We start from the raw sequence: 17,494 nt of genomic DNA, 5'->3' as shown, positions 1-17,494 counted from the left end.
AAAAAAAAAAAAAAAAAATGACCGGTCTCCATAATGATCCGGCCATTTCTTATATATTCTAGTGCTGGTTGTATTGAGTTTAGCTTACTGTGCAGATGCCAAGTGTTCCTCAAGGCGATCCCAGGTTTGGGTAATTCCAGCCTCCATCCCCATATCCATAACGGTTTTGAGCGCTTCCTCGGATACGTATACCCCGCGATTAATCAGTTTGGTCTTTCCGTCCTGCTCCTCAAACGTTAGCGTGACGGTTGTGACAGGCATTCCCTCTGCATTATTGCCTTCCGCATCCGAAAAATAGTCGATGTAGACAATTTTCTTAGGCTCATCGATTTCTTGGTACACTGATTTGCCCCAAGACTCCATACCGAAGAAATCCCCCTGATTCTTATCCATACATTTCATGCAGTAATGCCATTGACCACCGGGACGAAAATCAATCTCGGATACAGTAACCTCCCAACCTCGAGGCCCCCACCACTGCTTCAAATGATCAGCATCAGAGAACATTTTGAATACCATATCCCTTGGTGCATTAAATACTCGCTCAATTACAAGAACTTGTCCTTCTACACGGGTTATCATTTTGCTCGTCATTATCATTTCCTCCTCAAATTAGGTGCTTAATCCGGCTTATTTCCTTCCGATTGTAGCTTCTTCAAGTATTCGTCCAAGTTGTCAAAACGTTCATTCCAAATTTCTCGGTAATTATTCAGCCAACTGTCCAGTTCCATAAACGGCTCCGACCGAAGCATGTAATTACGCCGATTCGCCTCAGCCTTTACTTCGACCAGACCGGCATCAAGCAGCACCTTCAGATGCTTTGAGGCTTGAGGCTGGCGAATCTCTAAACGTTCAGCGATATCGCCTACCGTCATCGGTCCTTTCAGCAGGATATCCACAATACGAAAACGGCTCGGTTCGGCTAAAGCGTTAAATGTTGTCAGTTCCATATTTCTCGGTGAGGGTTACAGACCAGCAGCTCCATGGAATACAGTCATTAGTGATTCGCTCTGCTCCCTTACCATAATCACCTCATTTTGGAGATTTCAATATAGCCGTGATTTCTTAATTTAAATATACCATGGAGGGAATATTCCTGTAAAGGAATATTTAAAATTAACTTTCCGACAAAAATTTCAGCAATCCAAAAGCAATAAACGCAGCAATTCCCTGACTCATTATTGCTTCTCACCTATGTCCAGAATCAACTAGTAGACGCCCTTGTCTTAAGCCTGTGACTACGACCTCCTTCGTTGCTAGGGACCTACAACCTTATAGATATCTCTCAGTTTGGAAGCACAAAAAAAGGAATGAGTCGGTTTTCTTCGAACTCATTCCCTTTCTATTTGTATATAATATCAATTTTTCTTATCGGTAATAACTAGCTAGCGGTCCACATACAAACCCATTAAATCAAATCTGATTTCTGTAATAATTTTTGAATTATAACAGCAACTTCTGCTCTCGTAATATTAGCCTTCGGTACTATTCGAGCATCATTTCTTCCTGAAATGATCTCTGACTGGATATTCTCAGCAACACTACTTTTTGCCCATTCTGAAACATCATTAGCGTCATTGAATCGATTAAGAATTTCATCAGTCTTAGCACTTGGCAGTTTATCATTCAAGCCAGTAATCTTCATTGCATTACCAACAATCAACATCGCTTGCTCCCTGGTAATCTTATCGTTCGGACGGAATGTTCCATCAACATATCCGTTAATCAAGCCATAGGAGTAGGCCGTTTGTATTCCACTGCTATACCAATCTGTGCTCTTTACATCTTTGAAGCTAGATGCTCTACTGTCCAATTGCAACCCTAGACCACGAATGATAATCGCAGCGAACTCCGCACGGGTAATGTCTTGATCAGGATTGAATAGGTCATTACCAGAGCCGCGAATTACCATCCTCGCTCCCATATCATTTACTGCGGCTTTAGCCCAATGCTGCTTAACATCTGCGAATTCGAGCGGATGCCATATAACCGCATATGTGCTATTCGTCATGCTCTTCATTTGAGCATAATGTTTCCCATCACGTAATATGACTTTGGTAGGCACATGACGAGCAGTTCCATCCTGCTCTACTACAATTCCTGTCGTTACTTTATTCGGGTCTATACCTTCAGGGAGAGTAATTAACCGCTCTACATAAGTATTGAACTTTGATAGTTCAAACGATTTGTCACCGTAAGTCGCTGTTACTGTAAAGCTAACCGGTGGGACGAGGACTGTGAAATTCCCTTTAGATGCTGAATATTCCACAGTTTCCATTGTTTCTAACGTTGACCCTGCTATTTCAATTTGCACTTTTATGTCAAGAATATTAGTACCCTCACCGAATTGAGACGCTAATTGCTGCATGTTTATTTGCCCTGCAGGCAATTTGTAGCTCGCATTGCCTGTTTGAATAACGATACCCGCTTGACTATCCTGTAAATCATTGATCATTTGTCCGCTAAGCTTGAGAATAACTATATCGGAATTATCTGTAACTGGAATCGTGATTTCCTTTGGACCATCATTCTTGATTCTTTCTTCCCATCTTTTTTGATCCAGAGTGATGGTAGTCACTAACTGATCATTCACCTTGGATGTGTTTGCCTCCGCTCCAATCCTTTCTCTCTTACCATTGATAAGTATATTCATACTATTATCAGTTATTTCCGGTTTATTTGGCATTAATGGGGTACTATTTCCTTGATTAGATGTTGTTCCCGGTTCGCTTGGAATTATTGGAATGCTGTCCCAGCGAGCATATAAAATAACATTTGCATGTATCGCAAAGGTAGCAGACGCAGCGTAGTGGATGCCATTCCCAGATGGTTCTGTGCTCCAGCCAACGAACCTGTAGCCAGACTTTGTTAACGAATTGCTATTATCCTTCACTTTGACCACTTCACCAGGCCCATACTCTGTCTTATCAATCGGCACGCTACCACCAGTAGCGCCATTACCGCTATAGGTAACGTTATATCCCGCTATCCACTTTGCATGTAACGTCGTGCCGCCAACTGGCATCGTATCGTTTGCAAAATCCCATTTATTTGTTATTGCTGCTTCCTTATACCATCCATCGAAATGATAGCCGGTTCTCGTCGGATCTGTCGGCGCTGTGATCAGCGTACCATAGTCGCCATGAATTGCTCCTACCGCGCTACCTTCGTCACTTTCGAAGTTAACCGTATACTCATTTGCTTTATATTGTGCCGTTACCGTCATACTAGCGGTTACATTCGCAAAACTTACATCCCAGCCTGTGAACGTGTAGCCAATTCTCGTTGGACTAGCTGGTGCTGTCGCGTTGCTTCCTTGATTCACTGCAACTATCTTCAATGTTGTATTATTCCAATCCTTGAACGTGACTGTGTAACTGTTGGCAAGCGTTGAAAAACTTTCTACGTATACATCACTTACATTATTACTGCTGTCACTGGAAACAAAAAAACCGTAATACTCGGTCCCTGCTTCCAGTCCACTAACATTGAAACTTTTTGCTAATCCAGCGGTTACCGTTCCAGATCCTGCCCTAATAGCCGGGCCTCCCATATGATTTCCTTGAACAACTTCTGAACTTGAAGGCTTTATCGAATTTTTCGCGATTACATAATGAATTGTACCGTCTACGTTACTTGTCGCACTAACAGCCGCGGTAGTTTGGGTAAGATTACTAGTCAAAATATTTGAGATAACAGGTGTGATAGTTTCAGCAGTAGCATCATCGATTACTATGTCATTAACTGAAACAAAAGCATCTTCTAATCTTGAAGCTGAATAAATTCTCACTTCGTCGATATTATCAAAAACCGAGGTTAATATTGAGGAATGATCGAGGGCAATATAATTACCATCTATATTCCCAACAAATGGTAGTCCCCCTTTGGATATGCCATTTTCAAATGCTTCTATTATAAAATTCTCACCTGTCCAGTATCCCCAATCCAAAAAGTTAACTGAACTAAGCTTGAAGTTTGTACCATCTTCAGATTTTATTGCCAACCCATAGGAAGGTGTATTGTTTCCATCGAACCAAGTAATTAGGGGCGGATATCCTGGCCATTCAGGATGAGCGCCGTCATAATAATGCATTTTTCCGGTGCTAAGTTTTGTTCCAGTGTTATCAATTCCAAATACTTGAATCTTAATTCCGGGTATATCAGTCGAGCCACCTTCTCCATCTGTAGCGATACCATCCGGACCAAAAACATCACCGTAAGGCCCGCTAAAAGTAATTTTGTTCGTAGCTGCTAAAGCTGTATTCCCTGTGAGATTCATCGTAAGGCTACCAGAAAAAATCAATATAAAACTAAGTAAGTATAAAAATAGCTTTTTCAAAGATTGCAATGAAATAATAATACAAATCATCCTCTTCTTATATTATGAACTCGAATATCGCACGAAGCCGTCCTTTAGCTACAAGCCGAATCGCTTTTCGATTCATACGACTGCTTCTTGTCGAGGGCAGCCGCCTCTATTCAGCATAATTGATTACCTGGATCGTCTACACTTAGTTGGACAGAAAAAATAAGGGCTTGTAGAATAAACCTATCATCATTAAGGAGCGGAACTCTACAATGCCAAAACAAGAACGACGTACCTTTACCTCAGCATTCAAAAAGCAACTGGTGGAACTCTATGAAAATGGGAAATCCAGAGCAGCCATTGTGGAGGAATATGATCTCACAGCCTCTGCTTTAGACCGCTGGATCAAACAAGCTCAGACAACGGGCTCCTTCAAGGAGAAGGACAATCGCTCGTCAGAAGAAAACGAGTTAATTGCATTACGAAAAGAGAACCAACGTCTGAAAATGGAGGTGGATATTTTAAAGCAAGCCGCGCTGATCATGGGACGAAAGTAGCTATCATCCAGAACAACCTCGATAAATACTCGGTATCAGCAATGTGCGACGTCCTGCAAATCGCAAGAAGTACGTTTTACTATGACGCGAAAGAACAACCGAACGAAGACGATATAACCGAAGCGATTCTTGAGATATTCCACAACAATCGAAAAGCTTACGGTACACGAAAGATCAAGGTCAAGCTCCAAGAACGCGGATTCGTCGTTTCCAGACGTAGAATTGGGCGGATTATGAAAGAGCAAGGGCTAGTTTCCACCTACACTGTGGCTCAATATAAGCCCCATAAAACCGCTTCTAATGAAGCAACGACAGGGAATGTTCTGGACCGTGAGTTCGAGCAGGAGGAAGCAAAGCGCTTCGTTGTCAGCGATCTGACTTATGTGAAGGTTCAGAACCGATGGCATTACATATGTGTGCTGCTCGACTTGTTCAATCGAGAGATCATTGGCCATAGTGCAGGTACGAATAAAGACGCTGCTCTGATTTCCCGCGCTTTTGCGAACGTCCAGGGAGATTTACGTCAGATTCAGTGGTTTCATACGGACCGCGGCAGCGAGTTTAAAAATCAAAAGATAGACGAGCTTCTGGGGACGTTTGAGATCGGCAGATCTCTAAGTGCGAAAGGCTGTCCATACGATAACGCTGTAGCCGAAGCTACCTACAAAATCATGAAAACAGAGTTCGTGAACCAGATGAACTTCCAAAGTCTTCGTCATCTGGAACTGGAATTATACGATTACGTTAATTGGTTCAACAAGCATCGTATTCATGGGACATTAGGTTATATGACTCCTGTTCAGTATCGCCAAGAAGCCCTTAAAAAAGTTGTCTGATTTACTGTTGACAATCCAACCTTTCTGCAAAATAGTGACTACAGTCATCACTTTGTCACATGACAAAATAACATATCATGTAAAAAGGACCACATCCTTCTTAATAATTTCTGCACTGTCTTCGTTCATACTTATGAGAATGCGTTCAAAAACACCCCTCATTTCCCCTTCTCCACCATCATAAAATACTAAAAAAGACAAACTTCGGAGGTACCCGCGGAATGGGCAAAATACTGAGTACAGTAGATGAGGAAATCGGGCGGCTGACGGCATTCCTGATTGAGAAGCAGCAGCAAGACGGGTCCTGGCATTTTTGTTTTGAAAACGGGATCGTTATCGATGCATATGTCATCATTCTCTTTCGAGTATTGAACGTACAAAACGAACCTCTCATCAGAAAGCTGCATGATCGAATCCTTGACAGGCAGCAGCAGGGTGGCTTCTGGGCATTATATCCTGATGAAGAGGAAGGGAACTTATCCGCGACGGTTGAAGCCTATTACGGCCTGCTCTACTCCGGGTACAGTGTGGTAACGGACGAGCCGATTCGGCGGGCCAAACATTATATTCGGTCCAAAGGCGGTCTTGGAAAGGTCACCAGTATTTTGACAAAGGTTATCCTCGCCGCTACAGGCCAAAGAAAATGGCCCTTGTCGATCACGTCGATCCCACTGGAAGTACTACTGTTCCCCAACTATTTCCCCATCAACTTTTTTGAGTTTTCCGGCTACTCAAGAGTACACCTCACTCCTATGCTCATCATGGCAGATCGGCGTTTTTCGATCACAACAGCTCATGCCCCTGACTTGTCCGATCTCAAGGATCCGCGTCTGGACGTGGATGATGAGCCTCTCCCCCGGGGATATCAGGAGATGCAGGACGACATCCAAATAGGTCTAAGCAGGCTTCTTGGTACACCACGGTATATTCATGAAGCCGCCAGTACCAAAGCGGAACAATTCTTGCTCCAGCGGATCGAATCCGACGGTACCCTTTACAGCTACGCCAGTAGTACGATCCTCATGATTTTGGCTTTGCTGGCTATGGACTATGATCAACAGCACCCCATCATCACGCAAGCTATTCAAGGGACCACCGCGATGCAGTGCCGTTCTGAAGGTAAAACAACGATGCAGAATTCTCCCTCTACCGTGTGGGATACGGCTCTAATCGCATATGCTTTGCAAGAGGCGGGGATTGCCGATGAACATGTGTCGATACGGCGTGCTGGCTCGTATCTGTTGTCCAGACAGCAGCATAAAATTGCCGATTGGAGCATTCATAATCAGAATACGGTACCCGGTGGATGGGGGTTTTCCGAGTCGAATACGATCAATCCTGATGTAGATGATACCACCGCAGCTTTACGAGCTATCCAAAGCTTGTCGAATACCTCCCCAACATATCAGGAATCGTGGAATCGTGGACTGAACTGGGTTTTGACCATGCAAAATAAAGACGGAGGCTGGCCGGCATTCGAAAAAAACACCAACAAAGAAATGCTCACTTGGCTTGCGATCGACGGTGCCAAATCCGCTGCCATCGATCCTTCGGAGGCGGATCTTACCGGTCGCACCTTGGAGTATCTTGGAAACTTTGCCGGGCTTGATGCGCGGCATGAATTCATCAAAAGGGGAAGAAAATGGTTGATCCAACACCAGGAGAAGGACGGATCATGGTATGGAAGATGGGGCGTTTGTTATATCTATGGTACTTGGGCTGCATTAACAGGTTTACGGGCTACGGGCCTTCCCGCAAGCCATGAAGCGCTGCAAAAAGGAGCCGAGTGGCTCTTAAGCATACAGAATCTGGACGGAGGGTGGGGAGAATCCTGTCAAAGTGACCGGCTTATGCGTTATGTACCACTAATGGAAAGCACACCTTCCCAAACGGCCTGGGCACTTGATGCTCTTATTTCTGTTCAGCAGCAGGCTACACCAGCGGTAGATCAAGGAATCCTTAGACTGATCACATCTTTGCACGAAGACGATTGGAAGTCCACATATCCAACGGGTGCTGGCCTTCCAGGAAACTTTTATTCTCATTATCACAGCTACCGGTACATCTGGCCGCTTCTTACACTTAGTCACTATAGAAAAAAATACGAAGGTTCTTGATCGAAGCTTAATATCGCGGGGGTATCATTCGTTTGATAGCTTATAAAGAGCCTTTCCTTCTGTTCTCCTTGTTCTGTTGATTCTACTTAAGTAATGAGAGTATTACTTCAACAGAATTATCAACAAATGATCGTTCGGGACGAGATTTCATGATCACGGTAAGCCCTATTAGCGATACGACTATTGTCTGTGCTAAACCCTTTGTATTTAAATCGGCATCAAGTTCCCCTGATTGCACACCTCGTTCAATCGTTTCTTGAAATATTACCGAAAGATACATCTCGTGTTCCCTTGTCAGGACTTCAAATTTCTCATCATGAGGCGATAGTTCTACCATCGTATTGATGCAAAAGCATCCACGATTTGGACCTTTTTCATATTCATTTGCTACCATATTTTCAAAAAAGGCACGGAATCCTTCCTTAACAGAAGAATTGTTTTGAAGGCTGGTACGGACATAAGCAGAATGAGAACGCGTATATTTCCTCAATGCAGCTTCAAACAGTTCCTTTTTATCTCCAAAGGCTGAGTATATACTTGGTCGCTGAATACCCATTCTTAACGTCAAATCGCTTAAAGAGGTAGCTTCGAACCCCTTTTCCCAAAATATTTGCATAGCCGCATCCAATGCCTTTTCCTCATCAAATTCACGTGGTCGGACCATAACATTACCTCCTAATATCATACCTATCGGTATGGTATTATCTTATTTATTGAAAGTCATTCTGTCAAGGCAGTTAATTTATATAGCTCATTGATATCAACAAGCAATAATATAAGGGTATTCATATTATAAGATATCAACAATTTCTGTATACCTGTCTCTTGACAGTTCAATTTTTTCAGGGTTATATTTAACCATAATTATAACATACTGATCGGTACGTTATAATAACTATAAATCGGAAATCCAAGGAGTTGTTATCTGTAATATGGAGAAGTTCATTGAAAAGACGGAAGCCAATACAGGAGATTATGCCGGTATAGAAGTAGCAATGGATCAAGAAACACAAATAGAAACTGAATCAGTATCAGTTCCTGTCTCTCCGATGTCTCGAAATGTGGCCCTCGTGTTTGCAATCGCCTGCGGACTCGCTGTCGCCAACATATATTACGCGCAACCCTTGCTGGACGCTCTTTCGAGCGAATTCGGTATTACTCAATCATCCATTGGCATTGTTATTACAATCACGCAAGTATGTTATGCGCTGGGACTTTTACTGCTGGTGCCCCTCGGAGATTTTTTTAACCGACGTCGGCTGATCGTTATTCAGATGATTCTATCTGTGCTGGCTCTGATTGTGGTTGGGACCGCTCCCAATAGCACGGTGTTATTCATAGGAATAGCAACGGTTGGACTGCTCGCTGTAGTGACACAGGCGCTTGTTGCGTTCGCGGCGGCTCTGTCTGCTTCATCCGACCGTGGACGTATCGTCGGTTTGGTGACAAGCGGAATTGTAATAGGCATTCTGCTTGCACGTACTTTCGCTGGCGTATTGACGGATTTAGCAGGTTGGCGCTATGTCTATCTTGTTTCAGCAGTATTTACGCTAATCATGGCAGGCATATTGTTTCGTGTGCTACCGCATTATGATCACAAAAGGGAGTCATTTTCCTACATATCGTTGCTTCGATCGATCCTCATGTTGTTTGTACAAGAACGAATCCTGCGTATCCGTGCTGTTCTGGCACTGATGATTTTTACCGCTTTCAGCATATTATGGACTTCCCTTGTACTGCCTCTCAGTGCCCCGCCATATTCTCTTTCGCATACTGCTATTGGGGCTTTTGGTCTAGCCGGAGTTACTGGAGCCTTAGCGGCAGCGCGAGCAGGTCGGCTTGCCGATCGAGGTTTAGGGCAGAGGACCACCGGTGTGGCGTTGATTTTGTTACTAGTCTCATGGTTGCCAATTAGCTATACCAACCACTCACTTCTCGCATTAATTGTTGGTATTGTCCTACTTGATCTCGCGGTACAAGCCGTTCATGTCACTAATCAGAGCATGATCTTTACTGTGCGCCCTGAGGCACGCAGTAGGCTTACTGCCGGTTATATGATTTTCTATTCGATAGGCAGCGCCACCGGGTCAATCGCATCTACCAGTATCTATGAACACTTCGGATGGAATGGAGTCTGCTTGCTAGGTGCAATGGTAAGTACTGTGGCTCTTCTATTTTGGTCATTGACCCGGCATCTTCATTGATTCTAGGACCTAATGTAGCATAAGATATTATGCTACATTAGGGTGTATTTTCTGCTCTCCGAAAGAATCAAATATAGTAATAATTTCATTGGAACCCAGCATAAATAATATTATCAGAGAGGATTGATTCATAGAAATTGGAGGGCGATGATGAAAGAAAACAAGATTAAAGGAAACCATTATGATCATGTACCGGAAACCGAAAACCAGGCAAAGGAAATAGTCCCTACGGGATCTTCTGGACAAGATGCGCAGAACGATGTATCCCTCAGGGAAAATCACTCATCACAATGGGCGGAAGATATTCCGGCAGCTCTACATTCACAAACGGTAGGCCAAAGAGGCCCTGTTCTGGAACAGGATAATATTTTGCACGAAACTCTGGAAACCTTTGTTCATACAAAAATTATCGAAAGGCCGGTGCACGTGAAAGGCTTTGGAGCTTTCGGTTACTTTCAGACCATTCATTCCATGACTGAATTTACGAAGCTTTCTTTTCTGCAAAATCCCGGTCAGCAGGTCCCCGTCACTGTGAGGTTTTCGCTTGCAGTAAGCAATAAAGGTACCCCGGATACATCTCGTAATGTGCGAGGATTTTCCACCAAATTTTATACGGAAGAAGGCATTTTTGATCTGGTCTGCAACCATATCCCCGTGTTTTCTGTGCGGGATGCCATACGTTTTCCGGAGTCCATCAAAGCCTTTCTTCCCTCACCGAAAAATAACCTGATCGATCCCGAACGCTTCTGGAGCTTTGTAGCCAGGGCGCCGGAATCAACTCATTTTCTGGTCTGGCTCTACTCTGACGTAGGCACGGTAAAAAGCCTCCGCCACATGAAGGGTCATAGTGTAAACACTTATGTCTGGAGGAATGCGCGAGGTGTTCGCACCTATATTAAATACCATTGGATGCCTTTTGCCGGCGAGCAGTATATTGATCGTCACGAGGCTGCCCGGTTAGCTGGTGAGAATCCGGATATTGCAGGCAAGGATTTATATGATACCATTGCAGCCGGAAAGACGGTGGATTACGGGCTTTACGTGCAGCTGATGAACCCAGATGACGCTGCCACTCTTCCCTTCGACCCGCTGGATGATACCAAAGTCTGGGATGAACAGCAATACCCTTTGCTGCCGGTTGGCCGGTTGGTATTGAACATTAATCCGGATAACTATATGGAACAGGTGGAAAAAATAGCCTTTTCACCGTCCAATCTCTTGGATGGGGCCGAGTTATCGGATGATAAGATGCTTCAGGGACGCGCCAATATATACTGGGATTCACAGCGCCGACGATTGGGGCCGGAATTCCGCAAAATTCCTGTCAACCATCAGGAAGATTGGTCACCTGCATCCCTGGTGACCAGCGGCAACGGGAGATTTGTGGAGGGAGATCTCGAGCGTACCGACCTAGCTAAACCGGATAATTTTACACAAGCCGGCCAATTTTATCGCGCTCTGTCTCCTATGCAGCAGGATCACTTGGTAGATAATCTTTCAGCAGATCTTGCAGGCATTTCTCATGAAACACAAAGCATTGTCTTGGACTATTTAACCAACGCATCTGCGGAACTGGGAGAAAAGGTTGCTAAGCAACTTAAAATGAACAAAAAGGAATAGGATGCCATAAACAACCTCTGATTTCCGATAAAAACAACAAGAGCCATCAGCTGACGAAGCTGCTTGGCTCTTGTTGTTTGCGCGTTCACTTATGCTAAATTAATCGCTTTAATTTTATCCAATGGGATTTTCGGTTTGCGGTCTTCCGTCAGAAGGCCATTGATTTCCTGTTGAACGTCGGTAACCTGCGTGTAACAGTAACCGCAAATATGTTCCACGCTTTTGATCGCCCGGGTTAGACCTTCGAACCGATTCAGGAAATCCTCATCTGAAGTCACTTGATGGCCGTAACCCCAGCCTTTGTCCGATTGATAAGCAATCCCACCGAATTCAGTCACCATAATGGGCTGTCCCCGGTATTCGTACCCGTCGGCAAAAGCATACTTCCAATGATTGCAGGTGGTATCTTTATTTAAGATGGCCTCGATATTCGAATATCGCTTCAAGAATCCGTCCCCGGTCTCGACGTAATCATGCAGCGTCAGAATATCGGAAACGGTGTGCTCCCAGCCATCATTCGTGATCACCGGGCGGTACGGATCGATCGATTTCGTCAAATGATAAATCCCCTCGGTAAATTTCTGCTGTCTCTGATCATGTAAGATGGACGCTATTCCCCATGACTCATTAAACGGAACCCATGTGATTATGCTTGGATGGTTATACTGCTGCTGGATGATCTCCAGCCATTCCTTCGTAAATGCATCGACTGCACGATCATGAAATTCGAAAGTTGCTGCCATTTCGGACCATACCAGCAGGCCTTTTACGTCGCACCAATAGAGAAAACGGGCATCTTCGATTTTCATATGCTTGCGCACGCCGTTATAGCCCATCTCCATAATTTTGTCGATATCCTCTATAAGGGCTTCTTCATTCGGCGGAGTTAAATGGCTCTCCGTCCAGTACCCCTGATCCAAAATCAATCTCTGATAAATCGGTGCATTGTTCAGGAGAACCTTCCCTTTTTCAATCGAGATCTTTCTCATCCCGAAATAGGAAAATACCCTGTCTTTGACTTGATCATCCGAGTACAGCACAAATTCCACGTCATATAAGTTTGGATTCTGCGGCGACCAGAGAGATTTCTTCCAAGGTCCGTTCGCCTCATGGATCAAATCGACCTCGACCGTCAGACACGGGCGGTCAATGAACAGACTGACCCGTTTTACCGGCTTGCCCTTCAAAGTAACGATAGCTTCCAGCCTCAAATCGCCAGCCGCCTCTACCCCGCTTACCTGATAATCGAAGCGGACGATCGAGCGGTCGATATCCGGTGTTATTTTCACCGCATCAAGGCTCTGCTCCTCCACGTATTCCAACCATACGGTTTGCCATATCCCGGTCGTCTGGACATAAAAGCATTCAAAATTATCCTTCGTCCAACGCTGTTTGCCTCGCGGTTGAGTGCAGCTGCTGCTGTCCTCCGCTTTCACCGTGATATGATTATCAGCTCCGAATACCAGATAAGGGGTAATATCGAAGGAAAAAGCCGAATAGCCGCCTTGGTGAGAACCGACCATCGCTCCATTTACCCATACCTTGGCCACATAATCGACTGCTTGGAAATGCAATATCGTCCGTTTGCCATCGGCTTCTTTCGGGATATGAACCGATTTGCGGTACCAGACCTGCGGGTGGAATTCTTCAATTCCGATCCCGCTCGCCTGCGTCTCGTAAGAAAAGGGTACGGTAATCGTATGCGTTCCATCAAACTTCTCCTGCCACTTCTCCGTCTCCCCTTGATTTCGGTCATCGAAGCGGAAGCTCCACTCCCCGTTCAAGTTTAGCCAATTCTCGCGTACGAATTGCGGCCTGGGGTAGTCCTTGGTGTATGCTTTGGTTGTCATGCTGTGCCTCCTGACTTATGTTGTGCTTTGATTTCGACCGCATAAACGGATGTTGGTCGTAACGGGTAGCCTTGCTGCCATGCGGAAACGGGAACCGAACGGGAGGTACAGGCGATTCGATCAGGTTCGAAAACGGTATTGACAGCTTCGTAGGAATCCCCCGTAATCTCATACAAGAGAGTATCGTCGGTAGAATCTAATGAGAGTAAGTCAAGCTCAGCCTTCACCTCCTGCAGACTGCGGTTCACGATAAACAAGATGATGACGCTCCCGTCCTCATTTGTGCAGGCCGTAATGTCCAGATCCGGAAGTGCTTCAAGATCGATTCTCGTCTGCTTCGCTGACTTTACGGAGAAGGAGCCGCACACCGTATCGACAGGAAGGATTCGCCGGATATCCCGATTAGCGTAGAGCTTTAATACTTCATAAGTCGGAGTACCGTATACATTGAGTGGAAGCCCGCTCCAGCCGGATTCTTTGCCGCAATATTGATCGGCATAATAGTCGCCTACGCGTATGCATCCTCCGAGCCAGCCGTTCACCAGATCAGAGAAGCTGCCGATATGTACCATATCGCTGGAACGAAGCATTTCGTTCAGGTTGGCTGCATTGGCGACCGCCGCACCCAATGTATGTTCGTCCGGCAGCCCTTTTCGGTTCGTATTCGGGTAGTACATGGTGTTGTATTCGGTAATGGCCAGCTTCACATGGCTGTGCTTCAGATTCGCATGGATAAGCTCCACCGTCTGCCCGATATCGCCACGGGTCCACTCGGGAAAAGAGACGATTGCTTTATAACGTTCATCTGCAGGCGTTTCCCGGTTCATTCCGAAACGATTGAAACCGTGATATAAATGCATCGTCAAATAATCGATATGTTCTCCAGCCAGATCGAGCACCGGCTTATTCCATTCCGGATCTGTATGTCCGCAGGCCAAAAGCTTGATCGAGGAATCTGCCGTCTTCATCGCCTGCGAGAATGACTTGCAGCGTTCGGCGAACTGGTCTGCGGAGCAAGTACCCACCTGCCATTGACCCCACACTTCGTTACCGATCTCCCAGTACCGGACATTGTACGGCTCGGGATAACCATTCGCCGCCCGCAATGCTCCCATCGGGGTGTCGATGCTGCCGTTGCAGTATTCTACCCACCCGGCAGCTTCTTCCGGTGTACCGGATCCGTCGTTGACGCAAATCAGCGGCTCCACCTTCAGCTCCCGGCAAAACCGGATAAATTCGTCCGTGCCGAAATATTTGCTGGTCCACCCTCCCCAAGCTTCGTTGTACATAACGGGTCTCTCAAGAACCGGACCTATACCATGTTCCCAATGGTAGGCGCTGATGTAATTTCCCGCGAGTCTCATCATTCCCGCGTTAAGATCCCGGGCCATGTCCACAACCTCACGCTTCACCATGCCGATGCTGTCTGCAGGGAGCAAAGACACGTGATCAAGCCAAAGCATGCCGGTGGATACATGATCGATCCATCTGGGGTGATCTGCCGGAATATAAACCCGGAATTCCGCGTCGGAACATGCACGGGAGATGGACAAGCTTGCTTCGTATTCCTGCCAGTTATGGCTGTTTAACTCGATACGGGCATGGCCCAGAAGCTCCTCCGTACGCCGATCTACCGCATCCACGAACAGATAGCGGAGCTCGATGGCGGCCCGAGCGACAAGTTTGACCGTATAATCTACCGGTCCTTTTAGCGCCACCTTTTGCGTAATACCCGCATAGGCCTCATCATCGCTCAGGATGGTAATGCGCTGGGCGCGTCCCGAATGTCTCGGAGCAGGCGCTTCCAGCGCATATTGCGTATTTCTGCCGTTCGTAAATGAAACCCAGCTGCCGGAGATCGCTTTCGCCGCGTTCGCTTCGCTCTCGAAATCCATGTCCCTTATTGGATATGCAAGCATCGCTTCCATATGATCCCGGATGTCTTCTACGAAATGCCCAAAAAGGTAAGGGTTAATGGTATGCCCGCTGGTTCGGCTGCTGTCGATTGTAATTTTCGCGTTTGTTTGCACAATAAACCTCCGTTAGTAGGATGATAAATGTCGTTATTTCATACGAGACTACTATGAATGTGTGCTAGCCTTTGATAGACCCGATCATGACACCCTTAACAAAATGCCGCTGCACAAAAGGATACATAATCAATATAGGCAGGCTGGAGATCATGATGACTGCATATTTGATACTTTCCGCAAGCAGCACTTTATTCTCCAGACCGACGTTCGCGTCGACCGCTTCACTCTGGCTGATCAGCAATATTTCTCTCAGCACCAGTTGAAGGGGATACCGTGCTTCATTACGGATGTAGATCAAGGAATTAAAGTAAGAGTTCCAATGCCCAACGGCATAAAACAAAACCATTACAGCCAGGATTGGCTTGGACAAAGGCAGGATAATGTTAAGCAGCAGCCGCCAGTTGGAACAACCGTCGATATGGGCAGCTTCCTGCAGTTCCCATGGTATGCTGGTTTGAAAATAAGTCCGCATCACGATCAAATTATATGTCGCAATTGCCCCAGGAATGATCAAAGCCCACATCGTATCGAGCAGTCCCAAATTTTTGACGAGCAGATACGAAGGTATGAGTCCGCCTCCGAAAAACATGGTCAGCGTTATGATCACCATGAGTACCTTGCGCCCGGGCAGATCCGGTCTTGACAGCGGATACGCCGCTAACACGGTCATGATGATATTGACGATCGTACCCACCACCGTATATATGATCGTGTTGGTATAACCGTTCCATATTTTACCATTATGCAGAATGTTGGTATAAGCAGCAAAGGATATGTTTTTAGGCAGTAGCCATACTTCTCCGTTCAATACTTTCGCCGGATCACTGAATGAAGCGCTGACCACGAAAATGAGCGGATATAACACAATCAGAATGATGAGTGTAGCAATGGTATATATTACTGCGTCGAATATCTTTTCATCCGACGATCGGCTTATGGAAGCTTGATTAGACATGCTCATTTTCCTCCTTTACCATAAGCTGGTCTCCGATACTTTGCGTGCGAATCGGTTGACAAGCAGCAGCAGTACCAGATTGATAGCCGAATTAAACAGTCCGATTGCCGCCGTATAGCTGTATTCGCCTTTGAGAATACCGGTTGTGTACACGAACGTGGAAATCACGTCACTTGATTCAATATTCAAATTATTTTGCATGAGCAGGATTTTCTCGAAACCGATGTCCATGAAATGTCCAATATCCAGGATGAGCATAATGACGATGACAGGTACGATGCCCGGTAGGGAAATATGCCACACGCGACGCAGCCTGGAAGCTCCGTCCATCTTGGCGGCTTCATATAGCTGCGGATTCACTCCGCTGAGTGCTGCGATATAGATAATGGATTGCCACCCCATGTTTTGCCATATATTCGAGCCGATGAAAATGGTCTTGAACCAACCGGCTTCCTCCAGAAAACGGATCGGCGAACCGCCGAGAGCTTCAATTAGCGAATTGATCGGTCCCGTAGTAGGAGACAGGAAAACATTCAGAATGCCGACGATGACGACGACGGAAATAAAATGCGGTATAAACGTAATGTTTTGCAGTACTTTGCTGAAGGTCTTACTGCGAATTTCGTTGACAATCAGTGCAAGCAGGATCGAAATCGGGAATGCGATGAGCAGCGAGAACAGATTAATCGATAATGTGTTCCAGAGCAGCCTCCAGAAATAAAATGACTCAAAAAAACGTACGAAATGGTCGAAACCGATCCAACTGCTACCGATGATACCCTTGGCCGGATTAAAGTTTTTGAAGGCAATTTGCAGTCCGTACATCGGCCCGTAATGAAAAATCAAATACCAGGCGATGGGCAGCAGCAGCATAAGATACAGATCTGACCGTTTTACCATTTGTCTCCACACGCGGCCCCGCTGCCCCGGAATTTTCCGGGACAGCGCAGCATTTGCGCGGACTTGAGCACTCTTCATAAGCATCTACTCCTAACGAATGCGTGAAATCGTATGAT

General features: G+C 45.7%; 12 protein-coding genes. 4 read left to right on the top strand and 8 right to left on the bottom strand.

The features are described 5' to 3' along the window. Nucleotides 1-84: 84 nt before the first annotated feature. The 3 genes from E6W40_RS09995 to E6W40_RS09985 form a co-directional block, all read right to left on the bottom strand. Nucleotides 85-594: an SRPBCC domain-containing protein gene (locus E6W40_RS09995; RefSeq protein WP_136605346.1), complete on the bottom strand. Its 510-nt coding sequence runs from the start codon at nt 592-594 to the stop codon at nt 85-87. A gap of 26 nt (nt 595-620) precedes the next feature. Continuing rightward, complete coding sequence (locus E6W40_RS09990; protein WP_136605345.1) at nt 621-950, bottom strand: ArsR/SmtB family transcription factor; 330 nt, start codon at nt 948-950, stop codon at nt 621-623. Between the two features lie 458 nt (nt 951-1,408). After that, entirely contained in the window at nt 1,409-4,369 is a 2,961-nt protein-coding gene (locus E6W40_RS09985; protein ID WP_136605344.1) for an InlB B-repeat-containing protein, read from the bottom strand. A gap of 209 nt (nt 4,370-4,578) precedes the next feature. Between E6W40_RS09985 and E6W40_RS09980 the strand changes: the two genes are divergently transcribed. Together E6W40_RS09980 and shc are read left to right on the top strand one after the other, a co-directional pair. Beyond that, nucleotides 4,579-5,699 (top strand): IS3 family transposase gene (locus tag E6W40_RS09980; protein ID WP_136603897.1). Its coding sequence is split into 2 segments (ribosomal slippage): nt 4,579-4,828 and nt 4,828-5,699, totalling 1,122 coding nucleotides; the frame shifts between segments, so codons are not numbered across the junction. Nucleotides 5,700-5,920: 221 nt separating this feature from the next. After that, entirely contained in the window at nt 5,921-7,816 is a 1,896-nt protein-coding gene (shc, locus tag E6W40_RS09975; protein WP_136605343.1) for a squalene--hopene cyclase, read from the top strand. Nucleotides 7,817-7,898: 82 nt separating this feature from the next. Here shc and E6W40_RS09970 read toward each other — a convergent pair whose 3' ends face one another. Beyond that, the gene (locus tag E6W40_RS09970; protein WP_136605342.1) at nt 7,899-8,480 is read right to left on the bottom strand and encodes a TetR/AcrR family transcriptional regulator; all 582 of its coding nucleotides are present in this window, start codon (nt 8,478-8,480) and stop codon (nt 7,899-7,901) included. Nucleotides 8,481-8,865: 385 nt separating this feature from the next. Here E6W40_RS09970 and E6W40_RS09965 point away from each other — a divergent pair, with 385 nt between their 5' ends. Together E6W40_RS09965 and E6W40_RS09960 are read left to right on the top strand one after the other, a co-directional pair. After that, nucleotides 8,866-10,020 (top strand): MFS transporter, encoded by a 1,155-nt coding sequence (locus E6W40_RS09965; protein WP_425464942.1) that lies wholly within the window; start codon nt 8,866-8,868, stop codon nt 10,018-10,020. A gap of 147 nt (nt 10,021-10,167) precedes the next feature. After that, nucleotides 10,168-11,640, top strand: a complete 1,473-nt coding sequence (locus tag E6W40_RS09960) for a catalase (protein WP_246072942.1) — start codon at nt 10,168-10,170, stop codon at nt 11,638-11,640. 89 nt (nt 11,641-11,729) lie between these two features. Here E6W40_RS09960 and E6W40_RS09955 read toward each other — a convergent pair whose 3' ends face one another. From E6W40_RS09955 to E6W40_RS09940, 4 genes are all read right to left on the bottom strand, one after another. After that, the gene (locus tag E6W40_RS09955) at nt 11,730-13,490 is read right to left on the bottom strand and encodes a glycoside hydrolase family 2 protein (RefSeq protein ID WP_136605340.1); all 1,761 of its coding nucleotides are present in this window, start codon (nt 13,488-13,490) and stop codon (nt 11,730-11,732) included. Then, a complete protein-coding gene (locus E6W40_RS09950; protein ID WP_136605339.1) occupies nt 13,487-15,520 on the bottom strand; it encodes an alpha-L-arabinofuranosidase C-terminal domain-containing protein in 2,034 nt (677 codons plus the stop codon). Before E6W40_RS09950 ends, E6W40_RS09955 begins: the two co-directional genes overlap by 4 nt. Nucleotides 15,521-15,584: 64 nt before the next feature. Further along, on the bottom strand, nt 15,585-16,478 hold the full coding sequence (locus E6W40_RS09945; protein ID WP_136605338.1) for a carbohydrate ABC transporter permease: 894 nt from the start codon (nt 16,476-16,478) through the stop codon (nt 15,585-15,587). Nucleotides 16,479-16,493: 15 nt separating this feature from the next. After that, nucleotides 16,494-17,456 carry an ABC transporter permease gene (locus E6W40_RS09940; protein WP_136605337.1) on the bottom strand — a complete coding sequence of 321 codons (963 nt, stop codon included), beginning with the start codon at nt 17,454-17,456 and terminating at the stop codon, nt 16,494-16,496. Nucleotides 17,457-17,494 lie beyond the last annotated feature (38 nt).

Origin of the sequence: Paenibacillus dokdonensis (assembly GCF_004916975.1) — a bacterium.
Lineage (GTDB): Bacteria > Bacillota > Bacilli > Paenibacillales > Paenibacillaceae > Paenibacillus_AQ > Paenibacillus_AQ dokdonensis.
Note: the sequence above shows the minus strand (reverse complement) of the source record. Positions and strands in the feature narration are given on the sequence as shown.